General features: G+C 69.3%; 14 protein-coding genes and 1 tRNA gene. 8 read left to right on the top strand and 7 right to left on the bottom strand.

What is annotated here, in order from left to right; translation table 11 throughout:
• Window positions 1–8: 8 nt before the first annotated feature.
• The gene (locus tag FHU35_RS00850) at window positions 9–2147 is read left to right on the top strand and encodes an FtsK/SpoIIIE domain-containing protein (RefSeq protein ID WP_145737873.1); all 2139 of its coding nucleotides are present in this window, start codon (window positions 9–11) and stop codon (window positions 2145–2147) included.
• A gap of 151 nt (window positions 2148–2298) precedes the next feature.
• Window positions 2299–4065: a recombinase family protein gene (locus tag FHU35_RS00845; RefSeq protein ID WP_145735722.1), complete on the top strand. Its 1767-nt coding sequence runs from the start codon at window positions 2299–2301 to the stop codon at window positions 4063–4065.
• Here FHU35_RS00845 and FHU35_RS00840 read toward each other — a convergent pair.
• Window positions 4047–4132: transfer RNA gene (locus FHU35_RS00840), tRNA-Leu, on the bottom strand. The genes FHU35_RS00845 and FHU35_RS00840 overlap by 19 nt on opposite strands.
• Window positions 4133–4252: 120 nt before the next feature.
• Between FHU35_RS00840 and FHU35_RS00835 the strand changes: the two genes are divergently transcribed.
• Complete coding sequence (locus tag FHU35_RS00835; RefSeq protein WP_145735720.1) at window positions 4253–5605, top strand: M20/M25/M40 family metallo-hydrolase; 1353 nt, start codon at window positions 4253–4255, stop codon at window positions 5603–5605.
• 58 nt (window positions 5606–5663) lie between these two features.
• Complete coding sequence (locus FHU35_RS00830; protein WP_145735718.1) at window positions 5664–6623, top strand: tyrosine-type recombinase/integrase; 960 nt, start codon at window positions 5664–5666, stop codon at window positions 6621–6623.
• A 211-nt stretch (window positions 6624–6834) separates the two neighbouring features.
• Here FHU35_RS00830 and FHU35_RS00825 read toward each other — a convergent pair whose 3' ends face one another.
• Complete coding sequence (locus tag FHU35_RS00825) at window positions 6835–7467, bottom strand: VOC family protein (protein ID WP_246109997.1); 633 nt, start codon at window positions 7465–7467, stop codon at window positions 6835–6837.
• A gap of 119 nt (window positions 7468–7586) precedes the next feature.
• Window positions 7587–7940: a hypothetical protein gene (locus FHU35_RS00820; RefSeq protein WP_246109996.1), complete on the bottom strand. Its 354-nt coding sequence runs from the start codon at window positions 7938–7940 to the stop codon at window positions 7587–7589.
• Window positions 7941–8041: 101 nt separating this feature from the next.
• On the opposite strand from FHU35_RS00820, the gene FHU35_RS00815 reads away from it, so the two are divergent.
• The 3 genes from FHU35_RS00815 (at window position 8042) to FHU35_RS00805 (ending at window position 11185) form a co-directional block, all read left to right on the top strand.
• Window positions 8042–8857 carry a glycerophosphodiester phosphodiesterase family protein gene (locus FHU35_RS00815; protein ID WP_246110146.1) on the top strand — a complete coding sequence of 272 codons (816 nt, stop codon included), beginning with the start codon at window positions 8042–8044 and terminating at the stop codon, window positions 8855–8857.
• Window positions 8858–8962: 105 nt separating this feature from the next.
• Window positions 8963–10369: an MFS transporter gene (locus FHU35_RS00810; RefSeq protein ID WP_145735713.1), complete on the top strand. Its 1407-nt coding sequence runs from the start codon at window positions 8963–8965 to the stop codon at window positions 10367–10369.
• Window positions 10370–10846: 477 nt separating this feature from the next.
• Window positions 10847–11185: an RNA polymerase-binding protein RbpA gene (locus FHU35_RS00805; RefSeq protein WP_145735711.1), complete on the top strand. Its 339-nt coding sequence runs from the start codon at window positions 10847–10849 to the stop codon at window positions 11183–11185.
• Window positions 11186–11337: 152 nt separating this feature from the next.
• Here FHU35_RS00805 and FHU35_RS00800 read toward each other — a convergent pair whose 3' ends face one another.
• The gene (locus tag FHU35_RS00800) at window positions 11338–12111 is read right to left on the bottom strand and encodes a polyprenol monophosphomannose synthase (protein WP_246109995.1); all 774 of its coding nucleotides are present in this window, start codon (window positions 12109–12111) and stop codon (window positions 11338–11340) included.
• A gap of 51 nt (window positions 12112–12162) precedes the next feature.
• The gene (gene lnt, locus FHU35_RS00795; RefSeq protein ID WP_246109994.1) at window positions 12163–13719 is read right to left on the bottom strand and encodes an apolipoprotein N-acyltransferase; all 1557 of its coding nucleotides are present in this window, start codon (window positions 13717–13719) and stop codon (window positions 12163–12165) included.
• A 335-nt stretch (window positions 13720–14054) separates the two neighbouring features.
• On the opposite strand from lnt, the gene FHU35_RS00790 reads away from it, so the two are divergent.
• The gene (locus tag FHU35_RS00790) at window positions 14055–14834 is read left to right on the top strand and encodes an alpha/beta fold hydrolase (protein WP_145735706.1); all 780 of its coding nucleotides are present in this window, start codon (window positions 14055–14057) and stop codon (window positions 14832–14834) included.
• Here the strand turns inward: FHU35_RS00790 and FHU35_RS00785 are convergent, their stop codons facing one another.
• Window positions 14835–16181: a vWA domain-containing protein gene (locus tag FHU35_RS00785; RefSeq protein ID WP_145735704.1), complete on the bottom strand. Its 1347-nt coding sequence runs from the start codon at window positions 16179–16181 to the stop codon at window positions 14835–14837. It abuts the gene before it with no gap.
• Window positions 16178–17050: an AAA family ATPase gene (locus FHU35_RS00780; protein ID WP_145735702.1), complete on the bottom strand. Its 873-nt coding sequence runs from the start codon at window positions 17048–17050 to the stop codon at window positions 16178–16180. The genes FHU35_RS00785 and FHU35_RS00780 overlap by 4 nt, the downstream gene beginning before the upstream one ends.
• Window positions 17051–17104: the final 54 nt, after the last annotated feature.

The following is a 17104-nucleotide window of genomic DNA, read 5'->3' as shown; positions in this document are numbered from 1 at the left end:
AGGAGAACATGACGCCTGCTCCGGCGGAGCCGCGAGAGGTAGAACGCCACATCTTCGACGCCGAACTCATCGACGACGTCCCGGAGCCCGAACCGCAGCTCAACCGCAAGCAGCGGTTCATGAACTGGTGGCTGCGTTCACCGCGCGTACCTGCCGCGCTGAAGTCACGCCAAGCCGCCAAGCACGCGCTCGTGGACGGTTTGTCGTTCGTGATCCGATCGCCTTGGCGGTTCGTCCGGTCCGTCGGACGGGGTCTCGTGGCCGCGATCCGCGGTTGGCGGCAGTGGGTCCGCGTTCACGACTACCGCGAGGCCGCCGAGCAGTCCGAGAAGCTCGCGGACAAGTTCGTGGAGATCCGCGAACTCACCCTGTTCCGCTGGAAGGTAACCGGTGCGGTCACGCTGGCCGCCGGCGCCGTGCTCGCGGTCGGGTACGCGGTGTACGGCGGACACGCGATGTGGGCTTCTGCCGGGCTCTGCGCGGTCGTGTTGGCCGTGTACGGACGGCGAAAGGACGGCGCACCCGGGCGCAAGCCCGTGCTCGCCGGACCGCGGACGCTGACCTGGACCATGGATCCGCAGATCCTCGTCGACGCGTTCCGGGACGCGAAGCTCATCGGGAAGGACGAGTCGCTCCGCCTCGTCGAGCGCGCAGCCCACGACGGCTCCGGGTGGGCCGTCACCGTTGACCTCCCCGCGACGCGCAAAGCTGTCGACGTCCTCAAGCGCCGCGATGCTCTCGCTTCAGCCCTGGCGGTGGACGAGCTGCAGTTGATCGTCGAGCGCGTCCGGGGGAGAGGCGGCCATGCCGGCAGGGTGTTCCTGTGGGTGGCTGACGAGGATCCGTACTCCGGGCCCGCGTTGCGGTTCCCGCTGTTGGACATGGAGTGCTGGGACGCCTGGCGGGCCATTCCGTTCGGGAGGGACGCGCGCAGTCGGCGGGTCGATCTGTACCTGGTGTGGACGTCGCTGATCGTCGGATCGATTCCTCGTCAGGGCAAGACCTGCGCCAGTCGGCTGCCTGCAGCGGGGCTGATCCTCGATCCGTTCACGCAGCTGTACGTCTTCGACGGGAAAGGTGGAAAGGACTGGCAGGCAGCAGAAGCCGTCGCCCACCGCTACGTCTGCGGTGATGATCAGGAACAAGCGGAAGCGGTTCGCGACCACTTGGTCGAGCTGGTTGCCGAGGTGCAAGCGCGTTTCTTGCGAATGTCCACGTTGGACGACGAGATCTGCCCGGAATCGAAGATCACGCCGACCATCTCGCGAGATCGCGAACTGGGCATGCCCCTCACCGCCGTGATCATCGACGAGGTCCAGGTCTACCTGGAGAACCCGACCAAGGAGGAGATCGGGGGCAAGAAGACCACGCTCGGCGCCTACATCGCTGACCTGCTGACCTACCTCGCCCGGAAGGGACCGGCTGTCGGCATCGTGGTCATCCTGGCGACGCAACGACCGGACTCCAACACCATCCCCTCCCGGCTGCGTGCCGTGCTGGGTTCGCGCTTCGCGCTTCGGGTGATGGATTGGCGCGACTCCAACATCGTCCTCGGCGAGCAGATGAACACCCGAGGCTTCGACTCCTCGACACTGCTGCCCAGTCACAAGGGAGTTGGGATCCTCAGGCCCGACGGTGAAGCCGAGTCCGGCGGCGACGCGGTCGCGGTGACGGTCCGGACCTTCTACATGGACAACACCGAGTGGCGATCGATCTGCGAGCGCGGTCGGGCGCTGCGAGAAGCCTCAGGCACGCTGAGCGGTCACGCGGCCGGTGATGACAGGCCACGTGCGATCGATACGGCGGCCGTCGTCAAGGCGCTGGGTACCGGGCAAGGCGCGCACGATCGCACAACCGTCGAGCTCCCTGAGCCGCTCGCCTCCGTGGTTGACCACCTCGGAGATGAGCTCGACCAGCGCGAGTTCGTGCCGAGCGCCGAACTGACCGAAGCACTGGAAGTCGACCCCGGCACCTTCGCCAAGCAGATGGGCCAGCTCGAGTGCCGGCCCACCAGACACCGGATCCCGGACGAATCCGGTGAGCTTCGGCGCGTGCGCGGTTACTTCACCGCCGACATCCGAGCCGCCGTCGGCCGGGTCGCTGATGAAATCAGCTCGCCGGGCGAGTCAGAGGCTGATCAGCAATGACGGCTGACGATCGCGATACAGAGCCCGTCACGGTGCGAGCGCCAGGCGAGTTGCCTGTACTAAACACAGAAACGAGCCGCATACTGCTAGCAATACTGATCGAGCTCACTGAGGTCGAGGCTCTAGATGGGCCTCCTGGAGAAGGAATCACATGACTGTTGAAATCAGCGGAGACCCGTGGTCGACGCTCGATGATTTGCTCGGTGTCGACGCGGTCGAGCCGGTTGAGGAAGGGATCGGCCCTGTGGCGTTCTACGGGCGCTGCTCGACCGAGGACAACCAGGACCCGGAGACGTCGCTGGGATGGCAGCTCGGGAACGCCAGCAAGTTCGTCGAGCCGCTGGGCGGCATGATTGCGACCGAGTACTTCGACATCGGGCAGTCGCGGTCGGTGCCGTGGGAGCGACGTCGGGAAGCCCAGCGGCTGTTAGCAGCTTTGAAGGATCCGAACCGCGGGTGGAACGCGGTGGTGGTGGGCGAGGGGACGCGATGCTGGTTCGGCAACCAGTTCTCGCTGATCGCCCCGAAGTTCGCCGCCCACGGAGTCGAGCTGTGGGTACCCGAGCTCGGCGGCAAGTTCGACGAGCGCAACCCGTCGCACAAGATGTTGATGAACGTGCTCGGCGGCATGAGCGAGTCGGAGCGCCAGCACGTGCAAGCCCGCGTGCGGGCGGCCATGGACGCTCAGGTGCTCAACGAAGGTCGTCACCAGGGCGGCCGGGCACCGTACGGCTACAAGGTCGTGGATGCCGGCCCGCACCCGAACCCATCGCGGGCTGCGGACGGGTACCGGCTGAAGGTGCTGGCCATCGATGAGGAAGTCGTCGATGTCGTGCGCCGGATCTTCGCCGAGTACCTCAGTGGCAGGGGAGACCGTGCGATCGCCAACGGGCTGAACCGCGACGGCATCCCGTGCCCCTCGGCTCGTCGGCCTGAGCAGAACCGGCACCGGCTGGCTGACGGGTGGCAGGGCAGCACGGTCCGGTCGATCCTCGAGAACCCTCGCTACACCGGCTACGCCTTCTTCGGACGCTGGACCAGGCAGGAGCAGCTCATCGATTCCGACGACGTGGCCGCCGGGTACGTGATCCGCTTCCGCCGAGCAGGCAGCGAGTCGGTCGTGCGCTCCCGCAAGCCCGCGCATCCGCAGATCGTGAGCGTCGAGGACTTCACCCAGGCTCAGCTGCTGCGTCGTTCGAAAGGTGCGGGCAAGCTGCGGACCGCCCGCAAGCTCGAACGCAGCGGGCGCCCGACGAAGCGGACGTACTTGTTTCGAGGTCGGGTCCGATGCGCCGTGTGCGGTCGGAAGATGGAAGGCAGTCCGCGGGCTCATGGCATGTACTACCGGTGTCCGGCCCGGACTCTCGCCCCTGGATCGCCAGTTTTAGCCGAGCACCCGCCAGCGGTGTACCTGCGCGAGGATCTGCTCAGGGAGTCGGTCAACGGGTGGCTCGGTGGTCTGTTCGCACCGGATCGGATCGATCAGACCGTGGCGGCGCTGGTCGAGTCCCAAGAGTCGCCCGGGGACTTGTCGGTGTCGCACGAGGCGGCCAAGGCGCGATTGGCTGACGCCGAGGCTCGGCTGCGCCGGTTCCAGGACGCGATCGGTGCCGGAGTGGACCCCGCCGCACTGACCGATGTGATCAACACGGCCCAGGCGGAACGCGCTGCCGCTCGTGCCGAACTGGAGAACAAACCGACGACGGGCGGAGCGCTCTCCGATGCCGAGGTCTACGCGATGGTCGATTCTCTCGGCGACGTCGGCGCAGCCCTGTCGGGTGCCAAGCCCGAGCGGCTGGCTACCCTCTACGAGTCCGTTGACCTGCAGGTCCGCTACGAGCCGGGTGCGAGAGCTGCCGAAATAAAAATTCACCCGGCGAACCGGGTGAATAGTGTGCGTGTCCGAGGGGGGACTTGAACCCCCACGCCCATTAGTAGGGCACTAGCACCTCAAGCTAGCGCGTCTGCCATTCCGCCACTCGGACATCTCGGGTCTGCCGCCGTTTCCGGGGCGTTCCCGCTGTGTTGTGTTAATAGATTAGCTCATGGTCATCTAAGCCTCGCAGGGACCCCCCTGTTGGCCCAGTGGATGATAGAAATGCCTGGTGAGCGAGCACAAGGGGATCTCCGGTAGTGATCAGGACGCGGGGTTGGCTCTGGCTCAGGACGAGGTCGTCCAGCTGGCCAGTGATCTGATCCGCATCGACAGCACGAACACGGGCGACGCCGCGACGCTGGTGCCTGAGCGGGCCGCGGCCGAGTACGTGGCCGAGAAGCTCGGCGAGGTCGGGTACGAGGTGACCTACGTCGAAGCCGGCGATCAGGTGGGCCGGGCGAACGTGGTGGCGCGGTTGCCCGGGGCCGACCCGTCCCGGGGCGGGTTGCTGGTGCACGGGCACCTCGACGTGGTGCCCGCGGATCCGGCCGAGTGGTCCGTGCACCCCTTCTCCGGGGCCGTGCAGGACGGCTACGTGTGGGGGCGCGGGGCCGTGGACATGAAGGACATGCTGGCCATGAGCCTGGCCATCGCCCGTCGCTACAAGCGTGACGGCATCGTCCCGCCGCGCGACATCGTCTTCGCGTTCGTCTCCGACGAGGAGGCGGGCGGGTTCCAGGGAGCCCAGTGGTTGGTGGACCACCGCCCGGAGTTGTTCGAGGGCTGCACCGAAGCCATCAGCGAGGTCGGCGGCTATTCCCTGACGCTCTCCGACGGTGTCCGCGCCTACCTGGTGCAAACCGCGGAGAAGGGCATCCGCTGGCTCAAGCTGCGCGTGCGGGCGCGTGCGGGGCACGGTTCGATGGTGCACCACGACAACGCGGTCACGCAGCTGTCCGAGGCGGTCGCGAAGCTCGGCAACCACCGCTTCCCGCTGATCATGAGCGACAGCGTGCAGGAGTTCCTGGACGGCGTCACCGAGATCACCGGCTGGGACTTCCCCGAGGAGGACCTCGAGGGGTCGGTGGCCAAGCTCGGCAACATCTCGCGGATCATCGGGGCGACGCTGCGCGACACGGCCAACCCGACGATGCTCACCGCCGGTTACAAGCACAACGTCATCCCGTCGGTCGCCGAAGCCGCCGTGGACTGCCGGATCCTTCCCGGCCGCGAGGAGGCCTTCGACCGGGAGCTGGCCGAGCTGCTGGGACCCGACGTCGAGCGCGAGTGGGTCGGGCTGCCTCCGGTGGAGACGAAGTTCGAGGGCCGGCTCGTCGAGCAGATGCAGGCCTCGCTGCTCGCCGAGGACCCGGGCGCCAAGGCGCTGCCCTACATGATGTCCGGTGGCACCGACGCGAAGTCCTTCGCGCGGCTCGGCATGAACTGCTACGGCTTCGCGCCGCTGCAGCTGCCCGCCGACCTGGACTTCTCCGCGCTGTTCCACGGCGTGGACGAGCGTGTTCCGGTCGACGCGCTGAAGTTCGGCGTGCGCGTGCTGGACCGTTTCATCCGCAACAGCTGACTGTCGGTGCCGTCTGGTTGTCTCTCCCGCAGATGATCACCGTCTCGGGAGGTGCTGCGTGAACCTGGCGCGCTTGGTGGAGAGCTACCTGGAGCACGTGCAGGCTCGTAAGCTCGCGGCCAACTCGTTGCGCGCCTACCGCCGCGACCTCGAATCGGTGGCCGGTGAGCTGGTCGAGCTCACCGGCACACCGGCCGAACGGATCCCGGTCGACGACCTGGACGCCTCCGTCCTCCGATCGGCGTTCGCGCGGTTCGCTGCGCGGCGTTCGGCCGCGACCGTGACGCGGGCCTGGTCGACGTGGAACGGGCTCTTCGGGTTCGGCGTGATCGAGGGCGCGGTGTCGGGCAACCCGATGCAGATCGTGCCCAAGCCCCGCAACGCGCCTGCGGCGCCGAAACCGCTGCAGGGGGAGGAGACCCCGGAACGCCTGCTGCGGCAGGTCGCCTCCGGCGTCCGCAAGGCCCGAAACCCCTGGCCGGAAAGGGATTTGGCGATCCTGGCGACGTTGCTGTGCACCGGGGTGCGTTCGGCGGAGCTGTTGGAGCTGACCGCGGCGTCGCTCGCGGGCCGCAGCGGCGACCGGCGGTTGCACGTGCAGGGCAAGGGCGGCAAGAGCCGGTCCATCCCGATCGAGGACAGCCTCGACGGGCTCATCCAGACCTACCTGCACACCCGCAAGCAGCGCTTCGGCAACCGGCTGCCCGGCTCCGAGCCGCTGTTCGTCGATCACCGCGGCGAGAAGCTCCAGCGCGGGGGCCTGCAATACCTGGTGCGGCGCTCGTTGCAGGCCGCCGGGGTGTCCGACCGGGTCCAGCCCGGCGCGATGGTGCACGCGCTGCGGCACACCTTCGCCACCCGGCTCGCCGAGGACGGTGCCAGCGCCGCCGAGATCGCCAAGCTGCTCGGGCACTCGTCGATGAACTCCAGCCAGACCTACATCGACGTCACGGCGCGCGAGCAGCGGCTCTCGGTGAAGGCCAACCGGACGCTGCGCGTGCTCGGCGAGCTCGGCTGACAGCTGTTGTGGGAGCACGTTGCTCGGCGGTGCGGGTAGCGGGTTCTGAGGCGGCCCTCCTGCTCCGGGCGCGCCGACTCATGTATGTCCAATACACCACGTCGACGCGTCCTCACAGGAGAACCACCTCAGAACCCGCGGCGGTGCGAGCTGAGTCCCACACCTGAAGCAACGGCTACCGCCGCTCCACAACACGACCTGGTCGTAGTGCCTAGCCCCAGGAACGGGTCTCGGCGAGGCCGATGCGGGTTCCGGACTCGTCGGTCAGCAGCATCGTCTTGCCCAGCGCGGGGTGGTCGACGCGCTGGACCTCGCCGCCGCGTTCGGCCGCGTGCCCGGCGACCTCGTCGAGGTCGGTCACCGCGAAGTAGCACAGCCAGCCCAGGCCGGCGGTCGCCTCGGTGCGTCCGGCGATCGCGCGTCCGGCGGAGAGGTAGGTCGCGCCGTTCACGGTCCAGCCCAGCGTGTCGGTCCAGAACGCGTCGGCGCGGTCCGGATCGGTGGTCGCCAGCTCGGCCCAGCAGGGCTCGCCCGGCCGCGGCTCCGGTGCTTGCGGACCGTGCTGAGCCCGCCCCTTGGTGACCTGGACGAGCGCGTTGTCCGGGCCGGTCAGCGAGCAGTCCATCGGGGCGCCGGCGAACACCAGGCGGAAACCGGTGGTTTCATCGGCGCGAGGCGTGCGGATGAAGGCGCAGCGCCGGTTTCCCACCCAGCAGTCCACGCCGGCCTGGACCGCCACCGGCGACCAGTCGAGCACGACCCGGTAGAAGATGGCAGCAGCCATCGGATCGGGACTGAGCAGGTCGACGCGGCGCAAGCCGCGGACCTCGGGACGTGCGGGCACCGTCGTTTCCTCGCCACCGGGGATCAATTCATCTTGCCACCCGCGCAGGCAGGCACAATGCTCCGTTCGCCCCAGGCTAGGGGGAGCAGCACCGGGCCGGCCGGGTGGTGCTGGGTCGTTCAGCGAAGGCGCTCGAGCTCGGCGGCGACGTTCACGACCTGGGAGGCGAGCTTGCGCAGCTCGGCCTGGTCGGCACTGTCGTCGACGGCGGTCACCACGTCCTCGGCCGCGCAGCGCAGCTGGAAGAGCCGGTCCTGCAGGTCGGCGAGCTCGGCGGCCGAGAGCACCACCGAATCCTCGGGAAGCCCACCGCGCTGCACCGCCGTCCTGCGCTCGTAGGCGCGCTGCCGGCAAGCCTGTGCGCAGTACAGACGCGGCCTGCCTTGGCGTCCGGAATCGGGGACGCGCCTGCCGCACCAAGCGCAGTGGCGCACCTGGCGAGCACGCCGGGTGGGCTCGACGGAGTTCTCCACGCTGATCACGTTAGTCAATGCCGGTGATCTTGGTGGTGTCGCCACGCCGACTCCGACGTCACCGGCCGGACACCGAGCCGTCATGCGCGTGGGGCACAGTGTTGGACGTGACGCACCCCTTCCTGGACGGGCCGTGGCCGCGCGCCTTCGCGCATCGCGGCTGGCACCTGGGCGAGCTGGCCGAGATGGAGAACTCGCTGAGCGCCTTCCGGGCGGCCGCCGATGAGGGCTACCGCTACGTCGAGACCGACGTGCACGCGACCGGTGACGGCGTGGTCGTCGTGCACCACGACGCTTCGCTGGAGCGCACAACCGATCGGGCCGGTGCCATCGCGCGCCTGCCGTTCTCGGAGGTGTCCCGGGCGCGGATCGGCGGGCGCGAGCAGGTCGCGAGCCTCGACGCCGCGCTGGAGGAGTTCCCCGACCTGCTGTTCAACGTCGACGTCAAGGCCGACAGCGCCGCTGGCCCGGTACTGCGGACCCTGGGCAGGCACAACGCCTGGGACCGGGTGTGCCTCGCCTCCTTCGACGACCGGCGCCTGGACCTGCTGCGCAAGGTCGGCGGCCCCAGGCTCCTGACCTCCGCGGGGCAACGCGGCGTCGCCGCTCTCTGGGCGTGGTCCCGCCTTCCGCTCCTGTCGCGGCTGCCGTCGACCGGGGCCCGGCGAGGTGGCCGCAGGCCGATCCGGGGAGCCGCCGTGCAGGTGCCGACGCGGCACAAGGGGTTGGAGGTCGTCGACGAGCGGTTCGTGGCTTCGGCGCACCGGTGGGGCGTGGAGGTTCACGTGTGGACCGTCGACGAGCCCTCGGAGATGCGGCGGTTGCTGGAACTGGGCGTGGACGGGCTGGTCACCGACCGCCCTGACCTGCTGAACGACTTGCTGCGGGAGCCCGAGGGCGAACTCGCGCCGGGCTAACCGGAAGAAGTTCCGCCGAACGTGCACGAGTGCGTCTCGCCGACGATCGTCTAGCCAGTAGGGTGCCTCCAATCGAGTGATCCACTCCGCGGAGGACCGAACGGAATGAGCGTGATGGACAGCGAAGCGGCATCGGGGGCCGCGCAGCGTCGCCGGGAACAGCGCGGGTGGTGCTGGTACGACTGGGCGAACTCGGTCTTCCCGACATCGGTGACGACGGTCTTCCTCTCGCTGTACCTGACCTCGGTGGCCACCGACGCGGCCAAGGCCGATGTCGCGCGCAACGGGCTGAACGCCTGCGCGGGTGACAACTCCCTGGTCAACTGCGACATCTCGATCCTCGGCCTCGCATTCCCGGCCGGATCGCTGTGGGGATATCTGCTGTCGGTGGCCACGGTCGTGCAGGTACTGGTGCTGCCGATCACCGGTGCGATCGCCGACCGCACCCAGAGCAAGCGGATGATGCTGGCGATCTTCGCCTTCGGCGGTGCGATCACCACCGGCCTGCTGGCGCTGGTCGCCGGGCAGAACTGGCAGCTGGGCGTGGTGCTGTTCATCATCGGCAACATCTGCTTCGGCGCCTCGATCGTCGTGTACTACTCGTTCCTCCCGGAGATCGCCGACGCCGACGAGCGCGACAACGTCTCCACCCGCGGCTGGGCGATCGGCTACCTCGGCGGAGGCACGGCGCTGGCGCTGCACCTGGTCATCTACCTCGGCCACGACGCCGTCGGCCTGTCGGAATCCGCGGCGGTGCGGCTGATCTTCTTCTCCTCGGGCATCTGGTGGGCGGCGTTCACGCTGCTGCCGCTGACGGCGTTGCGCAGGCACCACGCACCCGAGCGCGGTGAGAAGGGGGCCGCGGCGGTCACCGCCGGCTTCAAGCAGCTGTTCACCACGCTGCGCGAGGCCAAGCACTTCCCGCTCACGCTGGCGTTCCTGGGTTCCTACTGGATCTACACCGACGGGATCTCGACCGTCTCCCAGGTCTCCGCCCAGTACGGCAGCCTGGAGCTCAAGCTGCCGCAGGACTCGCTGATCGTGACCCTGTTGATCGTCCAGTTCATCGCGTTCGTCGGCGGGGTGCTGCACGGCGTGCTGGCTCGCCGCATCGGTGCGAAGAAGACCATCCTCGTCAGCCTCGCGACCTGGCTGCTGGTGCTGGTGGCGGCCTACTTCGTGCAGGCAGGCCAGGAGATGCAGTTCTACGGGCTGGCCGTGGGAATCGGAATGGTGCTGGGCGGCACCAACGCGCTCTCTCGTTCGTTGTTCAGCCAGATGGTCCCGGCAGGCCGCGAGGCCGAGTACTTCTCGCTCTACGAGGTGGGGGAGCGCTCGACGTCGTGGCTGGGACCGCTGGTGTTCGCCGGGGTCGGTCAGGCGACCGGGTCCTTCCGGCTGGCCATCATCTCGCTGGTGATCTTCTTCGCCGTCGGGCTGGTGCTGGTCGCGTTGGTGCCGGTCCGACGGGCGATCGAGGCGGTGGGCAACCGGCCACCGGAACTGCTCTAGGTCGTGCGCGCAGAGTAGTCAGGCGTGTTCGCCTCGCGAGCGAGCGGGCATTGCTCCATGCTGGTGATCTAGGGATGCTGGGGAATCCGCGCATTCGGAATATGCCAGTACGCTGCGTCGTGGTCACGGGGAGGAGCATGGCACTACGAGCAGTCACACAGCGGATCAGAGATCGGCCGTACGGGTCGTGATCTGCATCCCACAATGACTAACAATCCCGGGTCCTGCTTGGTGATGGTGACCCAGCATCTGGCACTATCACCCGTTCGAACCCACCTATAGATTGCTACGGGAGAACGCGTCACGAACGCGGCTCAGCCGCGTCTCTAGGAGGACAGCCGTTGTTGACCGGTGAACAATGTCACCGACGGCGATCAGCAACACGACACCGGGAACAGACGACGGGTACTCCGTCGTTGCACACGGTGAGCACAAACGCTCGGGCCTCCTGCCCGGGCCGAAGGGAAAGGAACCGTCATGGCCGACCGCGTTCTGCGTGGCAGCCGGCTCGGAGCTGTCAGCTACGAGACCGACCGTAACCACGACCTCGCACCGCGCCGGACGGTGCGCTATGCCTGCCCCAAGAGCCACGAGTTCGAGGTGCCCTTCTCCGACGACGCCGAGGTCCCGCCGACTTGGGAATGCCGCCTGCACGGCAACGAGTCCAAGATCATCGACGGCAACGAGCCGGAGCAGAAGAAGGTCAAGCCACCGCGCACCCACTGGGACATGCTGCTCGAGCGGCGCACGATCCCGGAACTGGAAGAACTGCTCAATGAGCGACTGGAGCTGCTGCGCACCCGTCGCGGGCGGTAGTTCGTTCTAATCACATGGCAAGCGCCCGGGCTCTGCTCGGGCGCTTACGTGTGCCTGGGCTCCTACCGGCAAGTGCCCGGTGGTCCTGCTGCGTGGCGGTGCCGCTTGCTCGCTCGGGGAACTGAGGAGACACCTCCGGTGCTCGCCTGAGGTCAGGGCAGGAGGCCTCGCACCGTTCCCGCTGCTTGTTCCGCTCTGCGGCGCAGGCCCCACTTCGTCACCCGGACCAGGGCTTCTCTGACGATGTCGGCGTCCATCTTGGAGGCGCCGAGCTCGCGCTCCACGAAGGTGATCGGCGCTTCGACCACCACGAATCCCGCCACCACCGCGCGCAGCGCCAGGTCGACCTGGAAGCAGTAGCCCTGCGAAGCGATGTTGTGCAGCTGGACCGTCTCCAGGACCTCCCTGCGGTAGACGCGGTAACCGGAGGTGATGTCGTTGATCGGCACGCCCAGCGCCAGCTTCGAGTAGACGTTCGCGCCGCGGGACAGGAACTCCCGGTACCAGGGCCAGTTCACCGTCCGGCCACCGGTGACGTAGCGCGACCCCAGCACCACGTCCGCTCCGGTGCCGTTGTCGCCGAGCATCCCGACCAGCCGCGGCAGGTCCTCCGGGGCGTGCGAACCGTCGGCGTCCATCTCCATGATCGCCGTGTAGTCGCGGGCCAGCGCCCACTCGAACCCCGCGACGTAGGCGGCCCCCAGACCGGCCTTCTCGGTGCGGTGCAGGACGTGCAGCCGATCGTCGGAGACGGCCAGCCGGTCGGCGACCTCACCGGTCCCGTCCGGGCTGCCGTCGTCGACCACCAGGACGTTCGCCTCGGGCAGCGCGTCGAACAGCCGCCGCACGATCGGCTCCAGGTTGTCCCGCTCGTTGTAGGTCGGGATCACCACCAGCACCTTCTCGGCCGGGGCTTGCCTCACCATGCACATCCTCCTAGCCGGCCACCCGGGCCGGCCGTGCGCTCGTTCCGTCGATCAGGCGCGGGACTTCCGCGACCGCCACCCGGCGGCCGCGACCGCGCCCACCCCCAGCACCACCAGAGTCCACATCGGGACCGAACCGAGCTCGGTGGCGAGCGTGCGGTTCGCCCGCAGGGGCACTTCCGCGATCAGGTTCTGCTCGGTGAACAGCTCGGTCCGCTCGGACACCGAACCGTCCGGCGCCACCACGGCGCTGACCCCGCTGGTGGCTCCCACCACCACCGCGCGGCCCGTCTCCACCGCGCGCAGCCGGGACATCGCCAGCTGCTGGTAGCTCATCTCCGAATGCCCGTACCAGGCGTTGTTGGTCGGCACTGCCAGCAGCGTGGCGCCGTCGGCGGCGGCCGGGCCGAAGACGTCGTCGTAGGCGACGTCGTAGCAGATGCCCACGCCCAGCTTCAGACCCGCGACGTCGATCACGCCGGGGTCGTCCCCGGCGATCATGTCCGACTGGAAGCGGTCGACGAACGGGCTGACCAGCCGGGCGACCTCGCGCATCGGGATCGTCTCGGCGAACGGGACCAGGTGCTGCTTGATGTACCGGTCGCCGAAGCCGGTGTTGGGGTCCCAGCGCACGACCTGGTTGTGGAGCCGGCCGTCGCGATCCTGCCCGAGTCCGCCGACGATCAGCGGAACGCCGAGCCGCGAGGCGATCGCCGAGAGCTCCGGGTCGCTGCGCGCCGGGCCCCAGCTGCCCACCTGCTCGGGCAGCAGCACGAAGTCGGGCTTGGCGACGCGCCCGGTGCGCACGTCCTCGACGAGCTTCTCAGCGGCGCGGACGTGGTTGTCGTGCAGCACGTCGTCCTCGTAGAGCAGGCCGAGACCGAGGTTGGGCGCGTTGCCCTGCACGATGGCCACGCGCGCGGTTCCCGCGTTGGCATCGGTGCCCACCAGCGGCCAGCAGGCGAGCCCGCCCAGCAGCGGCACGGCGATCGCCACCACCGGGACCACCCAGCGCCGGGGGGCGCGGACCAGTTCGGCAAGACCGCCGCCGACCAGGGCGACCGCGAAGGAGATCAGCGTCGCCCCGCCGATCGCGGCCAGCGACAGCAGCGGGCCGGTGTCCTGGGTGAAGGCCAGCCGCCCCCACGGGAAACCGCCGAACGGGAACGCCGAGCGCACGGACTCGGCGGTGACGAACACCGCCGCCATCCACACCGGAGCTGCGGGAAGCCTGCTGACCAGCGCCATCCCGGCTCCGGCGAGGCCGATGAACAACCCCTCCACGGCGGCCACGCCCAGCCAGGGCCACGGTCCGAAGTCGGCGCCGAGGAAGTCCTGCAGCCAGCCCAGCAGCGGGAGCAGGAACGCGAAGCCGAACACCAGGCCGTAGCCGAAGCCCGCGCGAGCCCTGCGGCGGCTCACGACGCCGGCCAGGACGGCGAACGCCAGGGGAGCGACCCACCACGCCTCGCGCGGCGGTGAGCCCGCGTAGAGGGCGAATCCGGCGGCGATCACCGCGACCAGGCGCAACGCCCAAGCGGCCCGTCGTCCAGGAGTGCGGCGATCCGGCTGCGCGACGTCCTGCGCAGGAGCCGTGGGGACTACCACCCGACCAACCTTCTCGGTGCTTCTCGGCCCCGCCCGGGACCACCAACGATGTCCGCGTGCCCAGGCACGCCTCCGCCCAAATGTACGCGCTGAGCGGGTCCCGTCCCGCACACAGGCCCTGAGCAGGCGATTGACCACGGAGTGTGACCCCGCTTACGCTGCGACCCGCCCGGTGATCGCCGCAGCGACGCGAAAGTCCACCTCAGGGGTGGGAGGACTCGCGCCGCTGGAACCCGACGAGCAGCCCGCCCGCCGCGGTGGAGAACCGGAGCGCTCGACCTCCCCTCACCCGCAGGCACGGCGCACCGCGTCGGCGATCGAACGGAAGGACACCGATGAGCGTCGGACACGAGGAGATCGGCGACGGCGAGCACGCGGTCATCGCCCTGCACGGCTGGTTCGGCTCGGCCGCGTCCTGGCGGGTTCTGCACCCGCACCTGGACACGAGCCGGTTCCGCTACGTCTTCCCCGACTACCGCGGCTACGGTGCGCGCATCGACGAGCCGGGCGAGCACACCCTGGCCGAGGCCGCGGGCGACGTGGTCGCGCTCGCGGACGGGCTCGGGCTGGACACCTTCTCGCTGGTGGGCCACTCGATGGGCGGTGCGGTCGCGCAGCGGGTCCTGGCCGACGCGTCGCACCGGGTCGACGCGCTGGTCGGCATCTCGCCGGTTCCGGCCTCGGGCGTGCCCTTCGACGACCAGGCGTGGGCGTTGTTCTCCGGTGCCGCCGACGACCTCGGCAACCGCCGCGCCATCATCGACCTGACCACCGGCAACCGGCTCACCGAGGTCTGGCTGGACGCGATGGTCGAGCACTCCCGGCAGCACGCCGACCCGGGTGCCGTCGCCGACTACCTCCACGCCTGGGCGAAGGCCGACTTCCACACCGAGATCGAGGGAAACCCGGTGCCGGTCAAGGTGATCGTCGGCGAGAACGACCCGGCGCTGGGTGAGGAGGCCATGAAAGCCACCTTCCAGCAGTGGTATCCGCGCTGCGAGCTCGAAGTCCTGCCCAACGCCGGGCACTACGCGATCGACGAGACCCCGATCGCGCTGGCCACCACCCTCGAACGCTTCCTCACCGGCCACGTGCGGGAGTCGACCGCGGTGTGATCAGACCGGGATGAGCGTCGAGACCAGGTGGGTCAGCCGCTGGGTGTTGCGGCACTCGTGCATCTCGGCGACCTGCGCGTAGGCGTGGGCCGCGGAATCGCCCGTGGACCACCGGCTCTCGGGTTCGGGGTTGAGCCAGAAGACCCGCCGGGCGCGCTCCTTGATGTCGTGCAGCGCGTCGAGGTTGGGGTTCCAGCCGTTGGTGCGGGCGTCACCGAGGATCAGCACCGAGGTGCGCGGGCCGATCGCGTCGAGGTGGTGCTCGGCGAACTCGGCCAGCGCGTTGCCGTAGTCGCTGCTGTCGTGCCAGCCGGTGACGGTGGCCTCGGTGAGGATCCGGCGGCCGAGCTCGGCGGGATCGGCCGCACCGGGCTCGATCATCCGCGTCACTTCGTCGGTGCGGTTGACGAACGCGAACACCCGGACCTTGCTGAACTGATCGCGCAGGGCCTGCACCAGCAACATCGTGAAGTTGGCGAACCCGGCGACCGACCCCGAGACGTCGCACAGCAGCACGATCTCGGGTCTGGCCGGACGGCGGTGGGCGTGCGCCGGGTGCAGCGGAACCCCGCCGGTGGACAGCGAGCGGCGCAGCGTGCGGCGCAGGTCGATGCTGCCGCGGCTCGCGCGGCGACGGCGGGCGGTCATGCGGGTCGCGAGCTTGCGGGCCAGCGGCTGCACGGCGCGGCGGAGCTCGGCCAGCTGATCCCGCCCGGCGTTGAGGAAGTCGACCTGGTCGGCGCTGGGCGCGATGGCGTGCTTGGCGACGTGGTCGGTGCCGCGCAGCTCGGCGGAACGCCGGCGCGCTTCGGTGCGGACGCGATCGCGGAAACCGTCGATGCGGCGGCGGATCTCGTCGCGGTCGAGGCGGTCGGTGAAGTCCTCCTCCGACTCACCGCGCATCGCCGCGAGGACTCGGGCGAGCAGCGTCTGCGGCTGCAGGCGTTCCAGGGTTTGGTGCGCCGACCAGCCCTGCGGGCCCTCCGCGCTCCCGAAGCCGCCGAGCGCGTCCACCGCCTCCCCGGCCAGCTGCGTCAACGCCCCCGAGTCGTCCCCGGCCAGGGCTTGCACCAATCGCTGGTCGAGATCGGCGTCCTCGTCGTTGCGGGCGCTCTCCGGTGTGCCGACGCCGTTCGGGAAGTAGAGGTCGAACGCGGCGTCGAAGACCGTGCGCTGCCCGTCGGCGCGCAGCAGAGCGGCGGCCAGTCCCTCGCGGAGGCGTTCCCGGTCGGACATCCCGAGCACTTCCAGAGCCGCTGCCGCGTCGACGGTTTCGCCCGGTCCGATGCGAAGGCCCTGCTCCCGCAACGCTCCGGCGAACCCGACGAGCCGGGACGGTAAGGTCATGGCACGACCAGCTTCTCAGCGGCCCGGCGGACGTCCTCCTGGTGCTTGAGGATCACGCCGAGGCTGTCGCGGACCACGTCCTCGTCGAGGGTGTCCGCGCCGAGGGCGAGCAGCGTGCGGGCCCAATCGATCGTCTCGGCCACCGACGGGGACTTGCGCAGCTGCATCCCGCGCAGCGCGCCCACCACCTCCACGACCGATCCGGCCAGCGCCTCGTCGAGGCCCGGGACCTTGAGCGACACGATGCGCTGCTCGAGTTCGGCGTCGGGGAAGTCGATGTGCAGGAACAGGCAGCGGCGCCGCAGCGCCTCGGACAGCTCGCGGGTGGCGTTGGAGGTCAGCACCACGAACGGGCGCTGCGACGCGCTGACGGTGCCGAGCTCGGGAACCGTCACCTGGAAGTCGCTGAGCACCTCCAGCAGCAGCCCTTCGACCTCGACGTCGGCCTTGTCGGTCTCGTCGATGAGCAGCACCGTCGGCTCCTCGCCGCTGATCGCCGTCAGCAGCGGCCTCGCGAGCAGGAACTCCTCGCTGAAGATGTCGGTGCGGGCCTCGTCCCAGGTCTCGTCCCGGCCCGCGGTGATGCGCAGCAGCTGCTTGGCGTGGTTCCACTCGTAGAGCGCCCGCGCCTCGTCGATGCCCTCGTAGCACTGCAGCCGCACCAGTCGCGCGTCGGCGACGGTCGCGACCGCTTTGGCCAGCTCGGTCTTGCCGACGCCCGCGGGACCTTCGACCAGCAGCGGTTTCCCGAGCTTGTCGGCGAGGAACACGGTCGTGGCCACGGCCGTGGAAGCCAGGTAGCCGGTCTCGGCCAGCTTCTCGACGACGTCGTCCACCGACTTGAAAATGCCCGTCCCGCCGTCGGCCACCGCACGCTCCCCTCACACGAGTTCCGCACTGAACGGTTGCTCAGCTCGAGCGCC

The sequence above is a fragment of the Saccharopolyspora dendranthemae genome (assembly GCF_007829955.1).
GTDB classification, from domain to species: domain Bacteria; phylum Actinomycetota; class Actinomycetes; order Mycobacteriales; family Pseudonocardiaceae; genus Saccharopolyspora; species Saccharopolyspora dendranthemae.
This window is presented reverse-complemented; position numbering and strand designations above follow the sequence as displayed.

Bases quoted from the DNA above. Each gene is read 5' to 3' on its own strand.
- FHU35_RS00810 (WP_145735713.1), top strand. From the start codon at position 8,963: ATGAGCGTGATGGACAGCGAAGCGGCATCGGGGGCCGCGCAGCGTCGC.
- FHU35_RS00805 (WP_145735711.1), top strand. From the start codon at position 10,847: ATGGCCGACCGCGTTCTGCGTGGCAGCCGGCTCGGAGCTGTCAGCTAC.
- FHU35_RS00785 (WP_145735704.1), bottom strand. From the start codon at position 16,181: ATGACCTTACCGTCCCGGCTCGTCGGGTTCGCCGGAGCGTTGCGGGAG.
- FHU35_RS00800 (WP_246109995.1), bottom strand. From the start codon at position 12,111: ATGGTGAGGCAAGCCCCGGCCGAGAAGGTGCTGGTGGTGATCCCGACC.
- FHU35_RS00790 (WP_145735706.1), top strand. From the start codon at position 14,055: ATGAGCGTCGGACACGAGGAGATCGGCGACGGCGAGCACGCGGTCATC.
- FHU35_RS00845 (WP_145735722.1), top strand. From the start codon at position 2,299: ATGACTGTTGAAATCAGCGGAGACCCGTGGTCGACGCTCGATGATTTG.
- FHU35_RS00850 (WP_145737873.1), top strand. From the start codon at position 9: ATGACGCCTGCTCCGGCGGAGCCGCGAGAGGTAGAACGCCACATCTTC.